Origin of the sequence: Paraburkholderia bengalensis (assembly GCF_037126505.1) — a bacterium.
In the GTDB taxonomy this organism is placed as follows: Bacteria; Pseudomonadota; Gammaproteobacteria; order Burkholderiales; family Burkholderiaceae; genus Paraburkholderia; species Paraburkholderia bengalensis.
On the sequence record NZ_JACFYJ010000009.1, the window covers coordinates 105,224 to 123,213 of the forward strand.

16 protein-coding genes are annotated in these 17,990 nt (G+C 64.9%); 12 read left to right on the top strand and 4 right to left on the bottom strand.

Features of this window, described 5'->3' with window-relative positions; translation table 11 throughout:
* Positions 1 to 162: 162 nt before the first annotated feature.
* From H3V53_RS08530 to H3V53_RS08540, 3 genes are all read right to left on the bottom strand, one after another.
* Entirely contained in the window at positions 163 to 1,269 is a 1,107-nt protein-coding gene (locus H3V53_RS08530) for an FAD-dependent oxidoreductase (RefSeq protein WP_054917826.1), read from the bottom strand.
* A 311-nt stretch (positions 1,270 to 1,580) separates the two neighbouring features.
* Positions 1,581 to 1,868, bottom strand: coding sequence for a DUF4148 domain-containing protein (locus H3V53_RS08535; RefSeq protein WP_336597585.1), 288 nt, complete (start codon positions 1,866 to 1,868; stop codon positions 1,581 to 1,583).
* A 231-nt stretch (positions 1,869 to 2,099) separates the two neighbouring features.
* Positions 2,100 to 3,077, bottom strand: coding sequence for an AAA family ATPase (locus H3V53_RS08540; protein WP_336597586.1), 978 nt, complete (start codon positions 3,075 to 3,077; stop codon positions 2,100 to 2,102).
* Between the two features lie 325 nt (positions 3,078 to 3,402).
* Between H3V53_RS08540 and H3V53_RS08545 the strand changes: the two genes are divergently transcribed.
* Positions 3,403 to 3,909: a hypothetical protein gene (locus tag H3V53_RS08545; protein ID WP_336597587.1), complete on the top strand. Its 507-nt coding sequence runs from the start codon at positions 3,403 to 3,405 to the stop codon at positions 3,907 to 3,909.
* Positions 3,910 to 3,937: 28 nt separating this feature from the next.
* Positions 3,938 to 4,735 carry an endonuclease/exonuclease/phosphatase family protein gene (locus tag H3V53_RS08550; RefSeq protein ID WP_336597588.1) on the top strand — a complete coding sequence of 266 codons (798 nt, stop codon included), beginning with the start codon at positions 3,938 to 3,940 and terminating at the stop codon, positions 4,733 to 4,735.
* Between the two features lie 16 nt (positions 4,736 to 4,751).
* Here the strand turns inward: H3V53_RS08550 and H3V53_RS08555 are convergent, their stop codons facing one another.
* Complete coding sequence (locus tag H3V53_RS08555; RefSeq protein ID WP_336597627.1) at positions 4,752 to 5,723, bottom strand: aldose 1-epimerase; 972 nt, start codon at positions 5,721 to 5,723, stop codon at positions 4,752 to 4,754.
* 308 nt (positions 5,724 to 6,031) lie between these two features.
* Here H3V53_RS08555 and H3V53_RS08560 point away from each other — a divergent pair, with 308 nt between their 5' ends.
* From H3V53_RS08560 to H3V53_RS08605, 10 genes are all read left to right on the top strand, one after another.
* Positions 6,032 to 7,084, top strand: a complete 1,053-nt coding sequence (locus tag H3V53_RS08560; RefSeq protein WP_336597628.1) for a LacI family DNA-binding transcriptional regulator — start codon at positions 6,032 to 6,034, stop codon at positions 7,082 to 7,084.
* A gap of 107 nt (positions 7,085 to 7,191) precedes the next feature.
* Positions 7,192 to 8,196, top strand: coding sequence for an ABC transporter substrate-binding protein (locus H3V53_RS08565; protein WP_336597589.1), 1,005 nt, complete (start codon positions 7,192 to 7,194; stop codon positions 8,194 to 8,196).
* A gap of 401 nt (positions 8,197 to 8,597) precedes the next feature.
* On the top strand, positions 8,598 to 10,163 hold the full coding sequence (locus H3V53_RS08570; protein WP_336597629.1) for a sugar ABC transporter ATP-binding protein: 1,566 nt from the start codon (positions 8,598 to 8,600) through the stop codon (positions 10,161 to 10,163).
* Complete coding sequence (locus H3V53_RS08575) at positions 10,153 to 11,160, top strand: ABC transporter permease (RefSeq protein WP_336597590.1); 1,008 nt, start codon at positions 10,153 to 10,155, stop codon at positions 11,158 to 11,160. Before H3V53_RS08570 ends, H3V53_RS08575 begins: the two co-directional genes overlap by 11 nt.
* Positions 11,161 to 11,182: 22 nt before the next feature.
* Positions 11,183 to 12,169 carry an ABC transporter permease gene (locus tag H3V53_RS08580; RefSeq protein ID WP_336597591.1) on the top strand — a complete coding sequence of 329 codons (987 nt, stop codon included), beginning with the start codon at positions 11,183 to 11,185 and terminating at the stop codon, positions 12,167 to 12,169.
* A gap of 227 nt (positions 12,170 to 12,396) precedes the next feature.
* Positions 12,397 to 13,038: a LysE family translocator gene (locus H3V53_RS08585; RefSeq protein WP_336597592.1), complete on the top strand. Its 642-nt coding sequence runs from the start codon at positions 12,397 to 12,399 to the stop codon at positions 13,036 to 13,038.
* Between the two features lie 532 nt (positions 13,039 to 13,570).
* Positions 13,571 to 14,341 (top strand): ferredoxin--NADP reductase, encoded by a 771-nt coding sequence (locus H3V53_RS08590; protein ID WP_028365683.1) that lies wholly within the window; start codon positions 13,571 to 13,573, stop codon positions 14,339 to 14,341.
* 522 nt (positions 14,342 to 14,863) lie between these two features.
* Positions 14,864 to 15,754, top strand: coding sequence for a sensor histidine kinase (locus H3V53_RS08595; protein WP_336597593.1), 891 nt, complete (start codon positions 14,864 to 14,866; stop codon positions 15,752 to 15,754).
* A 16-nt stretch (positions 15,755 to 15,770) separates the two neighbouring features.
* On the top strand, positions 15,771 to 16,427 hold the full coding sequence (rqpR, locus tag H3V53_RS08600) for a response regulator transcription factor RqpR (protein ID WP_054917845.1): 657 nt from the start codon (positions 15,771 to 15,773) through the stop codon (positions 16,425 to 16,427).
* Between the two features lie 137 nt (positions 16,428 to 16,564).
* Positions 16,565 to 17,962: a branched-chain amino acid transporter BcaP gene (locus H3V53_RS08605; protein ID WP_336597594.1), complete on the top strand. Its 1,398-nt coding sequence runs from the start codon at positions 16,565 to 16,567 to the stop codon at positions 17,960 to 17,962.
* Positions 17,963 to 17,990: the final 28 nt, after the last annotated feature.

The following is a 17,990-nucleotide window of genomic DNA, read 5'->3' on the forward strand; positions in this document are numbered from 1 at the left end:
GTCATAAGGAAATCCATAGCGTGGCCCGGCGCGACGCTCCTGCGCGTGTCGCCGTGCCGTCACGCACGTCTCATCGCGGGCGAACGGGTGGTCGCGCGCTTGCCCGATCTTCACCCGACGTCGGCGCAAAGTCGCCCGGCGCGCCAGCACGTCGCGCGCGTTTCAGGCGCGACCGCTGACTTCGCACACGCGCTGCGCAATCGCTAGCGAGGCCGTCAAACCCGGCGATTCGATCCCGAACAGATTCACGAGGCCGCGCACGCCATGCGCGGCCGGACCCTGGATCAGGAAATCGGCGGCCGGCTCGCCGGGGCCCGATAGCTTCGGACGAATGCCTGCATACGCAGGCTGCAGCGCGTGATCGGGCAACGCGGGCCAGTAGGCGCGAATGGCCGCGTAGAACGATTCCGCGCGCTGCGGATCGACGTCGTAGTGAATCGAATCGACCCATTCGACGTCGGGCCCGAAGCGCGCCTGGCCACCGAGATCGATCGTCAGATGCACGCCAAGCCCAGCTTCGTTCGGCATCGGATAGATCAGCCGGCTGAACGGCGCGCGGCCCGACATGCTGAAGTAATTGCCGCGCGCGAGATACAGCGGCGGCACGTGGCGCGCATCGAGTCCGCGAATCTTGCGCGCGAGCGCATTCGCGTGCAGCCCCGCGCTGTTGATCACGCACGCGGCGCCGATCGTGGTGGGCGACTCGCCGCCCACTTTCACGACGAAGCGGCCGTTGACCGCGTCGATCGCTTCGACGGGCGCGTGAAACGCGCAGACAGCGCCGTCGCGTTCGGCGTCGCCGAGCAGCGCGAGCATCAGCTGATGGCTGTCGACGATCCCCGTCTGCGGCGAGAACACGGCTTCGACACATTGCAGCGCCGGCTCCAGCTCCTGTGCGTCTTCGCCGGAAATGCGCATCAGGTCGAGCACGCCGTTTTCCTTGCCGCGCGCCATGATGCCTTCGAGTTGCGGAATCTGGTTGCGCGCCGTGGCGACCAGCAGCTTGCCGCAGCGCTGATGCGGCACGCCGCGCTGCGCGCAGTAGTCGTAGAGCATTTCGCGGCCACGCACGCACAACGTCGCCTTCAGCGAGCCGCGCGGGTAGTAGATGCCCGCGTGTATCACCTCGCTATTGCGGGAACTCGTGCCCACGCCGATCGCTTCCGCCGCTTCGAGCACGATCACTTCACGTCCGCGCGCAGCGAGAGCGCGCGCGACAGCAAGACCGACGACACCAGCGCCGATCACCACACATTCGATCTGATCCATGTCCGTTGGACGCGGCTCGATGCGCCGCGTTCTCCCTCGTCATCCCACCAGAATTTCGATAGCGTGCGGCAGCGATAGAGCCGTGACCGCGTGCTGTCGAACGCTTCACATGCACAATGCGAAACGCGCCGCACGCCACAGACGCAAATGCCCGCAGCCGAATCTGGCTGCGGGCATCGATGTGGGGAACGCAGAGCGCGTCCGAATCAGTGTACGCCGACGACGCGCATTCCTGGTGAATTTGGCGGGCTCAGGCTAAATGGCGTTCCGCCCGCGCCACAACGGGCCACAACAGACAACGAATTGCTTGCTCAATCGAGCGCAGTTGTGCGTTTGAACAGATGACGCACGTCGACATGCGCGACGGGTACCGTGTAGCCGCCCGTCGCGAGCTGCTGCGGATAGGCGGGCGCGTTCGGATTCAGGCTCAGTTCACCGTTGGCACGCGCTTGCGCCAGTTCGGCTCGCACTTCGGCACGCGTTTTCGGACCGTTCACGTCCGACGGCGATTGCGTCGGCGCCGGGCTGTAGCCACTCGCGACAGCCGGTGCGGCAACCACTGCGGAGATCAACAAAGCTGCAAGCGAAAACTTTTTCATGATCGGTTCCTGAAGGTGAAGTCCGTGCGGGAGAAATGCGGTTCGCACTTCGATGAACGGCAGTCTAGCCCTCACCTATCAAGTTGCCGAGCCTGATAAACGAAATTGACTGTTGTTACAGGGAATACCAATCGCGCGTCAATTTGCTCGGATCGTGCATGGAATAGTTACATCATTGCGACAATCAAAAAACCGCCGGAAGGCGGCTAGTCCGCGCAAACGCAAGCAATGCTAGAAACCGATGGGTTTTCGGCGCGAGTTGTAGTCGAGGCGAATATCGTCGGCGCCGATCTGGTCGCGCCCGGCGATGCGCGCCGAGCCGAAGCCGTTGAGAATGGCGCGCCGCATCTCGCGCGGCGAAGCCTGCGACAGCGCTTCGAGCGCCGCGTCACCCAATTCCGCTGTAAAGCGTTGGCCCCAGCCGTGTGCAGAGCGGATTTCGTCGTAGATCGACTGCGCGATGCGTCGCGCGCCGTCGCGATCGGGCGGCGGAATCTCGTAGACGTTCATCCGGTTCAGGATCGGCTCGGGAATCGCGTGCTCATCGTTGGCCGTGGCAATCCAGATCACATGACCGGCGTTGATGGGAATTTCCGCGAATTCGTCGATGAAGGTCTGCGCCGTGTCGTGCTCCAGCAGGGCGTACAGCGCGCCGAGCGGATCGTATTGCGAGTCGCCCGTCGCCTTGTCGATTTCATCCACGGCGATCACGGGGTTCGCATAGCTGCCGTGCACAAGGGCATCGAACACCTTGCCGGGCTTCGCGTTCTTCCATTGCGACGACGCGCCCGACAGAATCCAGCCCGCCGTCAGCGAACTCATCGCGACGTAGTGATACGACGTGCCGAGCAGCCGCGCGAGCTGCTTCGCAAAATGCGTCTTGCCGATGCCGGGCTCGCCCAGCAGCAGCAGCGGCATCAGTTCCAGCCGGTCATCCGTTTCGAGGCACAGCGCGACCTGCTTGCGGATGTCGTCGAGCGGCTCGGAAAAATTGGGCAGCGAACTGGCCAGATCGTCGATCGACGGCATCCGGTTCGGCTTCACGCAAAAGCGCAGATTGCCGACCTTCAGCATCTTTTCGTATGTGGAACGCAATGCGTCGTTTGCGCCTTCGTTCAGTTCGTTCAGCGCAGTTTCGACCCGATCCAGATCGTAGACCTCGCTGAATGACGCAACCGCGATTTCCTGCCTCACCATAGCCGTTGTCATCGTTTCACCCCGTCGAGATGGTTCTGCGGCCGCGGCGTCCGCGACGCCGCTTCCGATTTCAGTGTATCGACACCGAAATCCCATGCAAGCCAGCAGTCACGAGGGTCTGCTGCTAATGGCAGGTGCCGGGCGAGAAGATTGCTTGAATCGTCATACCCGCGTCCCTATCTGCAATGCACGGTTGCCATTGCGCGCTGAACCTTGGCTTCGGATCGGGTGTCAGAAACCGTTATCCCGATAAAGCGTAAGATGGTCGGCGGTCGCAAGAAAGAACGCGCGGACACCGACGCCCTGGCAACGCAGCGATTCCGGAGACTCTTCGTACATGTGGAAAACCAGCCTCGCCGCCGTCCTGCTCGGCACCACACTGATGGCGCAAGCCTTGACGGCGCACGCGCAGCAGCGTCCCGCGCCCGCCTCCGTCAAGTGGGAACTGCAGGTCATGCGCGACGGACAGCAGATCGATTCGTTCGACGGCACGACCACAGTCGGCCAGGCGCGCACCGACACGCATCATCACGTGGTGCAGAACAACGTCGGCTGCAAGAACGTGCCGGCGGGCAACATCGACCTGTCGCGCACGCTGACCGTTTCGCCGACGCAGGCGGACACGAGCGGCGTCACGTTTGCGATCGAAGCACAGGAAACGCTCGAAGAACCCGGCTCGCGCACGACGGACACCGGCTGCAAGCTGCCGCCGCAACCGCGTCAGGTGAGCGCGAACCATCCGGGCCTGGTGGTGCCGCCGGGCGCCTGGGCCACATGGACGATCGTCGACAAGGACCCGAATCTCGTCTACCGCTTGCGTGCAAGCGTCGCCAACAACCCGTGAACTCAATGAACGACGTGGACAACGCGGCATGCGAAACCCCGAAGAACTGATACGCGAAAACCTCGATCGGAGAGATTTCATCGCGGTGAGCTGGAACCTGCACAAGGGGCGCTCGCCGCTCGGCTTTCAGGCGTGGCAGGCGATGCAGCGCTGGGTGCAGTCGGTGCACGCCGATGCGTATTTCCTGCAGGAAGCCATGGCGCGCCGGATGCCGGGCCCCGTGCTGGCGAGCTCGTTCGGCGCGCGCATGGGCGATATCGACAACGACGTCTGGCATTGCCAGGCCACTGAAATTGCCGAAGCGCTGCAACTGCAGATCGCGCTGGGACCGAATGTGTTCAAGCCGTCGTGGCGGCACGGCAACGCGATCCTGTCGCCGCATCCGCTCGATCTCGGCGGACGCTGGGACATTTCCGCGCACCGCTTCGAGCGGCGCGGGCTGCTCGTCGCGCGCGCGACGTTCGGCGGCAAATCGGTGACGCTGCTGTGCGCGCATCTCGCGCTCACGCGCCAGGCGCGCTTGCGTCAGATGCACTGGATCGCGCACTGGATCTCGAAGGAAGCACCCGACGGCCCGCTCGTGCTGGCAGGCGACTTCAACGACTGGCGCAACGATTCCGTGCCGCTGTTCGCCGAACACGGCCTGGAGGAAGTGGCGACGCTGCTCGGCGAAACGGGCCGCACGTTTCCGGCGTTTTCGCCAGCGCTCGCGCTCGACAAGATGTTCGTGCGCGGCATGAAACCCATCGAATGGATTCAGCCCGCGCAAGAGACGGCCTGGCTGTCGGATCACCTGCCGTACATGGCGCGGCTGCGCGTCGAGTGACGCGCGTTTTCGGGTCTCAGACGCGCCGCGGCGTCCAGGCCAGCGCCGCGCGGATCGTCTCGCCGGGCTGCAACACACGGTAGCCCGCCCGTTCGCGGCTGTCTTCGTTCGCGTTGAAGCAGTCGGTCGTGTTCGTGACGGGCTCGACGCACAACTGGGCCTCGTTCGCGGGCGCGAACACCACCATGTGATCGAACGGCGACTCGGCCGTCAGCGTCACTTCGCGCCCCTCGTCCGGCCACGCGATCGTCGCGCTGCGCGCCCAGCCGCTGAAATTGTTGTCGAGATCGAAGGCATCCGCGCTCATGCCGCGCGCCAGCGCATCGACGGCGGGATGCGGGCCGAGATGCGTCGGCAGCACGTGGTCGTCCGCGTGCCACATCTGCTCGACCTGCGCGGTGACAACCGTGTTCGATGTGCGCGGATAGTACGGGTGATGGCCCATGCCGAACGGCATCGGACCGGCCGACAGATTTTCCGCTTCGAGCGTCACGCGCAACGCGCCGCCGATCAGCTCGATACGCTGGCTCGCGCGATAGCGGAACGGCCAGTCGCCAGTCGCTTTCGCATCCGGCACATGCTCGAAGTGCAGTTCGACCGATGTCGCCGTGCGCGCGCCGACGCGCCACGGCGTGCGCCACGCGTGACCGTGCAGCGCGTGCGCGAAGCGATTGCCGTCGCCGGCAAGGTCGATCGCACGACCTTCGAACGCGAAGCGCGCGCCGCGAATACGGTTGCAGTAGGGAAACAGCGGAAAGCTCGCCATTTGCAGCGGATTGACGGCGGCGAGCGCGGCGCGCGTCGCGGGGCGCAGCCAATGCAGCACGCGCGTGTTCGTCCGTTCGCCATACGCCGCAATCGACCCGCCCACTTGCGGCGCCACGACAAGCGTCGTCGCTCCGCTCGACAACACGACGAGCGACGGATCGTCGATGCGCAGATCGGTGGCGGGATCGGCCGCGAACGGGTTGGAAAGGGCTTCGCGCATAGTCGTGGGTGTGGGCGTGGACGGTTGCGGCACGCGCGGCGCACGTCCGGCGTCGTACCCAGAGGCGGCCCGCGCGAGCGAGAATCGCACGCCCAGGCTTTCAGGTCAATATTATTAGTAATAATACCGATGAATGGATTGATTTTTTGGTGCCTGGCTGCGTCGCGAAAAGAGGGGTTTGCGCGTGTTGTCCAGCACATATTATTAGTGGTACCGTCAGTCAGTACCACGATGCCCGCGGCATCCCGTCAACCAGCCGCCGTTGCGCGGCGAAATCAATGAAAAAATCGACTCAACGCCGCCCGACGATGACCGATATCGCCAAGATCACCGGCGTATCGCAATCGACTGTTTCTCTCGTCCTGAACAACGCGACCAGCGCGAAATTTTCCGAGACCACGCGCAACAAGGTGCTCAAAGCCGCGCAGGAACTCGGCTATCGGCTGGCCGCGCGCGAACCGCTGCCGCCTTCGTCCGACGAACGCAACCTGATCATCTATCTCGCCGACGAAATCTCGACGAGCCCGCATCCCGTCGTGAACATCGACGGCGCGCGCGACGCCGCCTATGCCAACGGCAAGCTGCTGTCCGTCTACTCGACGCACGGCAACGCGAAGATCGAGCAGCAGGTGCTCGACGCCGTGCTGGCGAGCCCGACCGTGTTCGGCGTGATCTACGCGACCGTCTACACCCGCAAGGTGGCGCTGCCCGCCGCGCTGTCGCGGGTGCCGACGGTGCTGCTGAACTGCTACACGAGCGAAGGCGGCCAGTCGTCGATCGTGCCGGCGGAAGTCGCGGGCGGCCACGTGGCGACGGAATATCTGCTGCGCGCCGGACACCGGCGCATTGGCTACATCAACGGCGAGCACTGGCAGGACGCCGCCAAAGACCGTCTGAAGGGCTATCGCACGGCGCTCGCCACGGCCGATCTGCCGTTCGCGCCGGAGATGGTGCGCGACGGCGACTGGAGCTCGGGCACGGGCTTCGAGCACACGCTGTCGCTGATGCGCGAGCCGCATCCGCCGACGGCCATCTTCTGCGCGAACGACCTGATGGCGCTGGGCGCCATCGAGGCGCTCAAGCAACTCGGCTACCGCGTGCCCGACGACGTCTCCGTGCTCGGCTACGACGACCAGGAAATCGCGCGTCACACGCATCCGCCGCTATCCACGGTCGTGCTGCCCAACTACGAGCTGGGCCGCTGGGCCGTCGAAACACTCTTGCAGGAAGTGCATAACCAGGCTGCGGGCGCGCCCGTGCGCCACCGGATGGTGAAGCTCGACGGTCCGCTGATCGAGCGTGGCTCAGTCAGGGAAATTACCGAGGCAAAACGCGCTGCAATTAATATTATTAGTGATTGACCAATAATAATTCACGATGAAATAATCGGCATGACCGGTCACCACCGAAGTGCCGGCGGCAGTTGAAGCACAAAAGCAAAACACACCAACTGGTACTGGAGGAAGACATGGCGTCGCTCAATCGGGATTCGCGCGGTCAGCGGCTTGCGCCGCTCGCGGCAGCATTGCTGGCAGTTGCCCTGGGATTCGGCATGGCCTCGGCGCAGGCCGACGATCTGCCGAAAATTCCCGCCAAGAAACCGCTGAAAGTCGGCTTCGCGCAGACGGAGAGCAACAATCCGTGGCGTCTCGCCGAAACGCAGAGCTTCAAGGACATCGCCGCGAAGTGCGGCTGGCAGATGGTGATGACGGACGCCAACGGCTCCAACTCGAAGCAGGTGTCCGACATCCAGAGCATGATCGCGCAGCACGTCGATCTGCTCGTGTTCCCGCCGCGTGAAGAGAAACCGCTCGCGCCTGTCGTGTTGCAGGCGAAGAAAGCGGGGATTCCCGTCATTCTCGTCGACCGCAACGTCGATCAGTCGGTAGCGAAGGCGGGGCGCGATTACATCACGTTCATCGGCTCGGACTTCATCGATCAGGGTCACCGCGCCGCCGACTGGCTCGTCAAGGCGACGGGCGGTAAGGCGAAGATCATCGAACTGGAAGGCACGACGGGCGCCTCCGCTGCAAACGATCGCAAGAAGGGCTTCGATGAAGTGATCGCGAAGAATCCGGGCATGTCGATCGTTGCATCGCAAAGCGGCGACTTCGCGCGCGACAAGGGCCGCCAGGTGATGGAAACGCTGCTGCAGGCGCATCCCGACGTGACGGCTGTCTACGCGCACAACGACGAAATGGCGCTCGGCGCGATCGCCGCGATCAAGGCGGCGGGCAAACAGCCGGGCAAGGACATCCAGATCGTGACGATCGACGGCACGAAGGGCGGCCTCGAAGCGATCGCCGCCGGTGAACTGGGCGCGAGCGTGCAGTCCAGCCCGTTCTTCGGCCCGCTCGCGTGCGATGTCGCGCAGAAGTTCGCGAAGGGCGAGAAGGTTCCGACGTGGGTGAAAGTGTCGGACCGCTTCTATGACAAGAGCAACGTGCAGCAAAGCATGCAGTACGGCTACTGAGCCCGTATTGAGCGGCTACTGGGCATGTGAAGGGCAGTTGATGTAACCGGCCGGCACGCCGCGAATCACGCAGTGCAGCGCGCAGCACGAAGTACGGTCGGCACGCAGGACCGCATCGGGGTGCTCGCGCGCCGCGCTGACGGGAAGGGTTCGAGGCGACGTGTCCGTTGTGCGCGCTTGTCCGGGCGGCGCATGCATGGACCGTCGCTTCGCTTTGTCGGGGGTACCATGAAGGTCGCCGCTCGCGCGACAGCAGGCGACCGTCCACGGCAACGACTGCACCCCGCGCAACGAGGCTCGAGCCGTTGCCGGGCCATGGCAAGGAGACACACGTGACGCAACCCGACGCGCATTCCGGCACCGCCGCGCCGCCGTCGTCTTCCCGCGCGCCCCTGCTCGACATGCAGGGCATCGACATTTCGTTCGGCGGCGTGCCGGCGCTGCGTGGCGCGAATCTCAGCGTCGCCGCGGGCGAAGTCCACGCGCTGATCGGCCAGAACGGCGCCGGCAAATCGACGATGATCAAGATCCTCACGGGCGCCTACCGGCGCTCGGGCGGCAGCGTACGCTTCGAAGGCCGTCCAATCGATTTCCGCACCCCGAAAGAAGCGCGCGAAGCAGGGATCAGCACGATCTATCAGGAGATCAACCTGGTGCCGTTCCGCTCGGTCGCCGAAAACATTTTTCTGGGCCGCGAGCCGCGCCGCTTCGGTCTGATCGACTGGCGCGACGTGCAGCGGCGCGCGTCCGCGCTGCTCGAATCGTTTGGCTTGCAGATCGACGTGAAAAAGCCCGCGGGCAGCTATTCGACAGCGATCCAGCAGATGGTGGCGCTCGCGCGCGCCGTTTCGTCGGACGCGAAGATGGTCATCATGGACGAATCCACTTCGTCGCTGGACGAGCGCGAAGTCGAACTGCTGTTCACCGTCGTGCGCAAGCTGCGCGACGACGGGCGCGCCGTGATCTTCGTATCGCATCGTCTGGACGAACTGTATGCGCTGTGCGATCGCGTGACGGTGATGCGCGACGGCCAGACGGTTGCGCAAAGCGCGATGAAAGACATCGACAAACGCCAGCTCGTCACGACGATGCTCGGCCGCACGCTCGCCGCCGTCGTGCAGGACGACAGCGCCGCGCGCGAAGCCAACCTCGCGCGTCGCGGCGACAAGGCGATCTCGGCGCGCAATCTGTCCGCGCATCCGAAAGTGAGCGACGTGTCGCTCGACGTGCACGCGGGCGAAGCCGTCGGCCTTGCCGGGCTGCTCGGCTCGGGCCGCACGGAAACGATGCGCCTGCTGTTCGGCGCCGACGCTGCCGAAAAAGGCGAACTGTCGATCAACGGCGAGCGCGTCGCCTTGAAGTCGCCGCAAGACGCCATTGCGCGCGGCCTCGCGTATCTGACGGAAGACCGCAAGGCGGAAGGCATCGTGCCGGAGCTGTCGGTGCGCGACAACCTCACGCTCGTCTGCCTGCGCACGCTGTCGAAGCACGGCATCGTCGATGTGAAGAAGCAGCAGGCAATCGTCGAACGGTTCATCGCGTCGCTCGGCATCAAGCTGCGCTCGCCCGATCAACCGATCCGCGAACTGTCGGGCGGCAATCAGCAGAAGGTGCTGCTCGCGCGCTGGCTCGCCGCGCAGCCGTCGCTGCTTTTGCTCGACGAACCGACGCGCGGTATCGACGTCGGCGCGAAGGCGGATGTCGCGAAGATCGTGCGCGAACTGCGCGACGAAGGCATGGCGGTGCTGCTGTCCGCCTCCGAACTCGAAGAACTGACGGCCGTGGCCGACCGCGCCGTCGTGATCCGCGACGGCCGCACGGTGGCCGAACTGGACGGCGCGCAAATGAGCGAATCGGCAATCATGGATGCAATCGCATACGGCAGCGCGGGCACTTCGCAACTCGTGGAAGCCGTGCAGTCCGCGCACATCGGCGACATCGCGGAGGGCGACCGTCATGGCTCATGAGTCGCTGCGCAACGACGGCGCGCCACTCGCAACGGCGGCCGCGTCGCCCGATGCGCCGACGGTGAAGAAGAAGCGCCGCATCGCGATCCAGCGCGAGGTCGTCGTGCTGCTCGCGATGCTCGTGTTCAATCTGCTGTTCACGCAGCACTTCTGGTCGCTGCAGACCTTCAACGTCAACCTGACGCAGGTCGTGACGATCGTGATCGTCGGCATCGGCATGACGCTGGTGGTGGCGACGGGCGGCATCGATCTGTCGGTGGGCGCCTCGATGGCGATTGCGGGCGCGCTCGCGCCGATGCTGTTCCTGCACATCGCCGGGCCGCTCGGCATTGCGCTCGCGTTCGTGCTGCCCGTGCTGGCCGCCGCTGTGTGCGGCGTGTTCAACGGCTTTCTCGTCACGCGATTAGCCGTGCAGCCGATCGTCGCGACGCTCGTGCTGTTCATCGCCGGTCGCGGCATCGCGCAGGTCGTCACCGACGGCAGCCTGCAGGCGTTCAACAACCCCGCGTTCCAGTGGATCGCGCTCGGCAAGGTGGCGGGCGTGCCGTTCCAGGTGCTGCTGATGTTCGCGCTCGTCGCATTGTTCGCGTGGATCGTGCGCAAGACGCTGTTCGGCCAGTACCTGCTCGTGACGGGCGGCAACGAGAAATCCGCGTATCTCAGCGGCGTGCCGACGGCGCGCGTGAAGATGATCGCGTACACGCTGTGCGCGGCGCTGTCGGGGCTCGCGGGGCTGATTTCGATTTCGGTGAATTCGTCATCGGATGCGAACGTTGTCGGGCTCGGCATCGAACTCGACGCGATTGCCGCCGTCGCGGTAGGCGGCACGGCGCTGACGGGCGGCAAGGCGTATATCGGCGGGACGCTGATCGGCGCGCTGATCATCCAGCTGCTGCGCTACACGCTGCTCGCGCATGGCATTCCCGATGCCGCCGCGCTCGTCGTCAAGGCGGGCATCATCATCGCGGCGGTGTATGTGCAGCGGCGCTCGCGCTGAAGGATTCCGAGGACACGCTCCGATGAAAAAGAACCTGCCCATCCTGCTCGCGCTCGGCGCGCTGATCGTGCTCGGCCTCGTGCGCTATGAGCACTTCGCGTCGGCGTACAACATCACGTCGTTCTGGCGCTACAACTCGATGTTCGCGCTGATTTCCGTCGGCATGGCGTTCGTAATCATCACGGGCGGCATCGATCTGTCCGTCGGCACGGTCGCGGCGCTGGCGAGCGTCGTGGCCGCGCTCGCGAGTCCGTACGGCGGCTGGCTCGCCGTGTTGGCGGGCGCGGGCGCGGGGCTGCTGGTCGGCGTGATCAACGGCATCATCATCACGCGGATGAAGATCCTGCCGTTCATCACGACGCTCGCGACGAGCCTCGGCGCGCACGGCCTCGCGCTGCTGCTCGGCAAGAACGACGCCGTGTCGATTTCGTCCGATACCAACTTCGCGAACTTCGGCCAGGGCGACCTGTTCGGCCTGCCGATTCCTGGCCTGATCGCGCTCGTCGCGGCGGTGGCGGGCTGGCTCGCGCTGCGCAACACGCGCTTCGGGCGGCATTCGCTCGCGATCGGCGGCAGCGAGGAAGCGGCGCGGCTGATGGGCCTGAACGTGAACCGCACGCTGGTCGCCGTGTATGCGGTGAGCGGCCTGCTGGCGGGGCTCGCGGGCGTGATCCTCGCCGCGCAATTCGGCGCGGGGCAGCCGAACGAAGGCGTCGGATGGGAGTTGTTCGCGATTTCGGCTGTCGTGCTGGGCGGCACGCTGCTGACGGGCGGCGAAGGCTCGATCGCGATGACGATTGCGGGCGTGCTGCTGCTCGGGCTCGTCTTCAATCTGCTGAACTTCGAGAACGGGCTCGGCTATATCAGTTTGTCGGCGTACTGGCAGTCGGTGATTCGCGGGGTATTTTTGCTGCTCGTGATCGTGCTGCAGGCGCGCGTGCTGAAACAGCGCGCGCACAAGCCTACGACGCCCGATGCGGCGACGGGCGCGGGGCAGACGGCTGCGTAGGGGTGATTTGCGCGGGATCTTGTTGCGGCGTGGTGATGTGCGCGGGCCGCGCGTTCGCGTTGCCGCCGGGATCGCCGTCAACCACGCGACGCGCACCCGATGCGCACCCCGGACGTTCCGCTACGCGCTGACGAGAGTAAGATCGCGATTCCGCCTTTTCCCACTCCATGCGCTGAATGCGCTGAATGCGCTGATCGCGCTGCCCTGTCGCGCAACCCATCGTCGCCATGCATCCCTATCTGCCGATCCTGCTGCAAATCGCCCTCGTCTATCTCGTCGCGCTGGTCAGCCCCGGTCCCAACTTTTTCATGATCACGCAGTTGTCGCTCGCGGGACGGCGCGGACTGGGCGCGGCGTCCGCGCTGGGCGTTGGCACGGGCTCGACGGTCTGGGTCTCGCTCGCGATGCTCGGCTTCGCGACCGTGCTGCAAAAGATCGACTGGCTCTACAACGGCATCCGGATTGCCGGCGCGATCTATCTGGTGTGGTTCGGCATCAAGCTCGTGCTGGCGAGCGCGAAGCGGGGCGAAACGGTTGCTGTCAGCATCGAGCCGCCGCCCACCGACGATCGCGGCGCGTACTTCCGTGCGTGGCGCGCCGGCATGCTCACGTGCCTGACGAATCCGAAAGCGTGTGCATTCTGGACCAGTATTTTCGCCACGCTGTTCCCGGCGCATCCGCCGCTATGGTTCTACGGCGTCGCGCTCGCGATGATCGGGACGATGTCGATCAGCTGGTACGGCGGCGTCGCGGTGATGTTCGCGACCGAGCGCACGCAGCGCGGCTACCGGCGTCTGCGCCGGCCCATCGACGGTGTGTGCGGCGCCCTGCTGGTCGGTCTGGGCGCGAAGCTCGCAGCCGATAGCTGAGCGCCAGGACCGCCCCGAAGCGCCTCAAAAGCGCCCCATATGGAGTCCCATATGGAGCGGTTTTCCAGCTTCGGCAGAAGGGTCAATGCTGCGGTGCATGAGCGGTTTCCGGTATTATCCCGAAATAGCGCGTACCCGCGCCTGTTTTCGCTGAGCGGCTGCCATCACCCGATGGCTGACGGGCGAAACCGGTCGAGCGGCTTCAACCTGGCGCCCGTCGCGGATGGGCGAGACCCGTAGGGCAAGACCCGCGCAGGTCGGCCGGACACAGACCCCGCGCCGCACCACCCCAGCAGTACACCTTGCCGCGTAGGGCTGCCCGTTCCCGTGCAATCGGACGACAGCCGTGGCGGCGCTTGACTGACCACATTCACCGCCCATGCCGTCGCGGCAATGCCCGATGCGGTAACGCGGTAAAATAGCGGATTGTGCGTTTTCCGGGCCGCTGCAGCGCCGGATCACGCATCGCCTTTGCCGTTGCGGCCCCGCTTTTGTCTGTGGCCGACCTTGTTTTCGCACCATCGAAGAAGCCATGAGCAACCTGAATCCACAAACCGTCCTGAGCGTCCACCACTGGACCGATACGCTTTTCAGCTTCACCTGCACGCGCGATGCGTCGTTCCGCTTCGAAAATGGCCAGTTCACGATGGTCGGGCTCGAAGTCGACGGCAAGCCGCTGATCCGTGCGTACAGCATGGCGAGCGCCAACTACGAAGAGAACCTCGAATTCCTCAGCATCAAGGTGCAGGACGGCCCGCTGACGTCGCGCCTCCAGCATCTGAAGGTCGGCGATCAGGTTCTGATCGGCAAGAAGCCGACGGGCACGCTGATGGCCGATAACCTGCTGCCCGGCAAGACGCTGTGGCTGCTATCCACAGGCACGGGTCTCGCGCCGTTCATGTCGATCATCAAAGACCCGGACGTCTACGACCGCTACGAGCGCGTGGTGCTCACGCACACCTGCCGTTTCGTCGACGAACTGGCGTACAAGGAATACATCACGGATCACCTGCCGGCGCACGAGCACATCGGCGAACTGATCCAGGAAAAGCTGGTTTACTACCCGACGGTGACGCGCGAGCCGTTCGCAAACCGCGGCCGCATCACGGACCTGATCGAAACGAAGAAACTGTTCGACGATCTCGACCTGCCGCACTTCTCGCTGGAAAACGACCGTGTGATGCTCTGCGGCAGCCCGCACATGCTGCGCGACACGCGCGAACTCCTCGACAGCCTCGGCTTCCAGGAAGGCAGCAACAACAATCCTGGCCATTACGTCGTTGAAAAGGCGTTCGTCGGCTAATACTGCCGCGAACCGCTTCGGCGAGCGTTGACCACGCTTGCCGCGAACTGCAACACCCGAAACCGGAGCCTTCGCGCTCCGGTTTTTCTTTTGGCGCGTCGTCTGACAATTTGGCCGTTTACGCCCCGCGAAGCGCGCCCGTCGCCGCCGAAATCCAGTCGGATACGCGGTTACAAGTCCCATGCCGATTCGTTAACTTTCGCTGTAGGCGTTTTTCTGACATGGGCACCGCGTTTACCGCAACTATTGCGTGAAGTGCTGCGCTGCAAGCCTGAATAGACGGGCATTTTTTCTTTTTTTTAAGATATGATCGCAGCGCAGCCCCATTTGACAGACTTTTCATGTTCCTGTCGTGTGTTTGTTACAGAATGTAAATTTCGTTACGCTGCGGCGTAGCGTTTTTCCGTCGCAAGGGTTCCTGCGACGGACACATCTGGGAGTCAGCGTTCGCATGCGTTCTATCGTCTATGTGCTGCCGGTGCCGTGCTGCCGCATCGGCGCGTCCATCTCGTGAGCAGGGCCGTGGATACATCGATCGTGGTTCCGATGCACGCGGCCGTTGCGCTGTCGGGCGATGCTCACGCCCAGCGCGCATCGGATGCGTTCGCCCGTCCCAAGTCCGCCGTGTCTCCCGCTCGCCGCAAACCGGCGACATCCGCCGCGGGCGCACCGTCCGCCGACGATGTCGCGCGTCTGCAGGCTCGCGTGCGGGAGCTTGCCGCCGAACTGACGCGGACCCAGGAAGCCACCCGCCGCCACGTCGCGCAGGAGTTGCACGACGGCCTTGGCGCCGAGCTGACGGCCGCGCGCTTCGCGCTTGCCGGCGTCGAAACCTGGCTGCCCGCCGACGTCCCGCCGCAATGCGCCGCAGCGCTCGAAACCGCCCAGCGTTCGCTCGATGCCGTCACGGAAGCCGCGCAACAGGCCGTCGCCGAACTGCATGCGCCGACGCTCGATAAAGGCATCGTCTGCGCGCTGTCTCACTGGATCAACAGCTTCGCCGCCCGCACCGGCTTGCGCATGAGCTTCGTCTGCGACGCGGACGTGCGTCTCACGCGCCTTTCCGCGGACGCATCGCTGGCCGTCTTCCGCGTCGCCCAGGAAGCGCTGAACAACATCGCGAAACACGCGCGCGCGTCGGGCGCCGACATGCGCATCGAAACCACGGCCCAGCATCTGAGCATCGTCGTCAGCGACGACGGCATCGGCATTCCGCCCCGCGCCGGCGAGGACGAACGCCAGTTCGGCCTCGCGGGTATGCGCGCGCGCTGCAACGCATTCGACGGCGAGTTGCGCATCGGCGCGGCTGGCGGCGGCGCGCGCGGCACCACCGTGCGCGCCCGCTTCGCATGGAAAGCCTTGACGGGCAATGCGTCGCGCCCGCGCGCGCGCCGCACCGCCATTCGTTTGTGAACACTGACTTTCCGTTATGAGCTTGCGCATTCTGATCGCCGAGGATCACGCCGTCGTCCGTCAGGGCGTGCGGCAACTGCTGATCGACCGCGGCGTCGCCGACGACGTCGACGAGGCGCAATCGGGCATGGAAGTGCTCGCGCAGGCGGCGAAGCACGTGTACGACACGATCCTGCTCGACATCTCGCTGCCGGACCTGAACGGCGTCGAGGTGCTCAAGCGCCTGAAGCGCAAGCTGCCGCGCGTGCCCGTGCTGATGTTTTCGATGTATCGCGAAGATCAGTACGCCGTGCGCGCGCTGAAAGCAGGCGCGGCCGGCTACCTGTCGAAAACCGTCGACGCGGCGCAGATGATCGCCGCGATCCAGCAGGTCGCGGCGGGCCGCAAGTACGTGAGCCCGGCGATGGCGGAAGCGCTCGCCGACTACGTGTCGTTCGACGGCGAACAAATGCCGCACGAAAAGCTCTCCGACCGCGAGTACCAGACGCTGTGCATGCTCGCATCCGGCAAGCGGCTGACGGACATCGCGGCGGCGCTGTCGCTTTCCGTGAAGACGGTGAGCGTGTACCGCACGCGCCTGCTCGAAAAGATGAAGCTGCGCAACAACGCCGAACTCACGTTCTACGTGATGAGCAACCGCCTCGTCGATCTGAATCCGGCGATGACGGCTTGACGCAGCGCACGCTGCGCGCACGCGGCGCCCTGCTTTTGTGCACCACCAAGGGCTGACGAGTCCACTTCCGCTAAAATTGCGGGTTTTCCCCGACATTGGGCGCGCCCACACGCGTGCTTCACAGGAGACCCCGCCAAATGTCCCTCTTTCGCAAGAAGAACGTCGAGCACATGATCGCCGGCGCGCAGGCTGCCGGCCTGAAGAAAGCGCTCGGCGCGCTCGATCTCACCTTTCTCGGCGTCGGCGCCATCATCGGCACCGGCATCTTCGTGCTGACGGGCACGGGTGCCGTGCAGGCCGGGCCGGCGCTGATGCTGTCGTTCATCATCGCGGCCATTGCGTGCGGCTTCGCGGCGCTCGCGTACGCGGAGTTCGCATCGACCATTCCCGTCGCCGGTTCGATCTACACCTATTCGTACGCGACGCTCGGCGAACTGGCCGCGTGGGTGATCGGCTGGGATCTGATGCTCGAATACGGGCTCGCGACGTCCGCCGTGTCGGTCGGCTGGTCGGGCTATCTGCAATCGCTGCTGTCGGGCTTCGGCGTCTCGCTGCCCGTCGCGCTGACGGCTGCGCCCGGCGCGCTGCCCGGCCACGAAACGTTGTTCAACGTGCCCGCGTTCCTCGTGATGATGGCGATCACGACGCTGCTGTCCGTCGGCGTGCGCGAATCGACGCGCGTGAACAACCTGATGGTCGCGATCAAGGTGACGGTCGTGCTGCTGGTGATCGTGGTCGGCGTGTTCCATGTGAAGCCCGAAAACTGGCATCCGTTCATGCCGAACGGCCTGCCGGGCGTGTTCGGCGCGGCGGCCGTCATGTTCTTCGCGTTCATCGGCTTCGACTCGGTGTCGTCGGCGGCCGAAGAGGTGAAGAATCCGAAGCGCGATCTGCCCATCGGCATCATCGCGTCGCTCGGCGTGTGCGCCGTGCTGTACGTCGCCGTCGCGGCCGTCGTGACGGGCATCGTGCCGTCGGCGCAGTTCGCGAACATATCGCATCCCGTGTCGTACGCGCTGCAGGTCGCGGGACAGAACTGGGTGGCCGGCTTCATCGATCTGGGCGCGGTGCTCGGCATGCTGACCGTGATTCTCGTGATGGCGTATGGCCAGACGCGCGTGATCTTCGCGATGTCGCGCGACGGCTTGCTGCCTGCCGCGCTGTCGAAGGTTCATCCGCGTTTCGCCACGCCGTTCGCGACGACGTGGATCGTCGGCATCGTGTTCGGTTTGATCGGCGCGCTGGTGCCCTTGAACGTGCTCGCCGAGCTGATCAACATCGGCACCCTGGCGGCGTTTTCGATGGTGTCGATTGCCGTGCTGGTCCTGCGCCGCACGCATCCCGATCTGCCGCGCGCGTTCCGCTGCCCGGGCGTGCCCGTCGTGCCCGTTCTGGCCGTCGCGTCGTGTCTGTTCCTGATGGTCAACCTGAGCGGCATCACGTGGATCGCGTTCCTGATCTGGCTCGTGATCGGCATGCTGGTGTATTTCGGCTACTCGCGCCGTCGTTCGAAACTCGGTCACGGCCATCGCTGAGCAGCACACGCGTATTGGTGGCCCATCA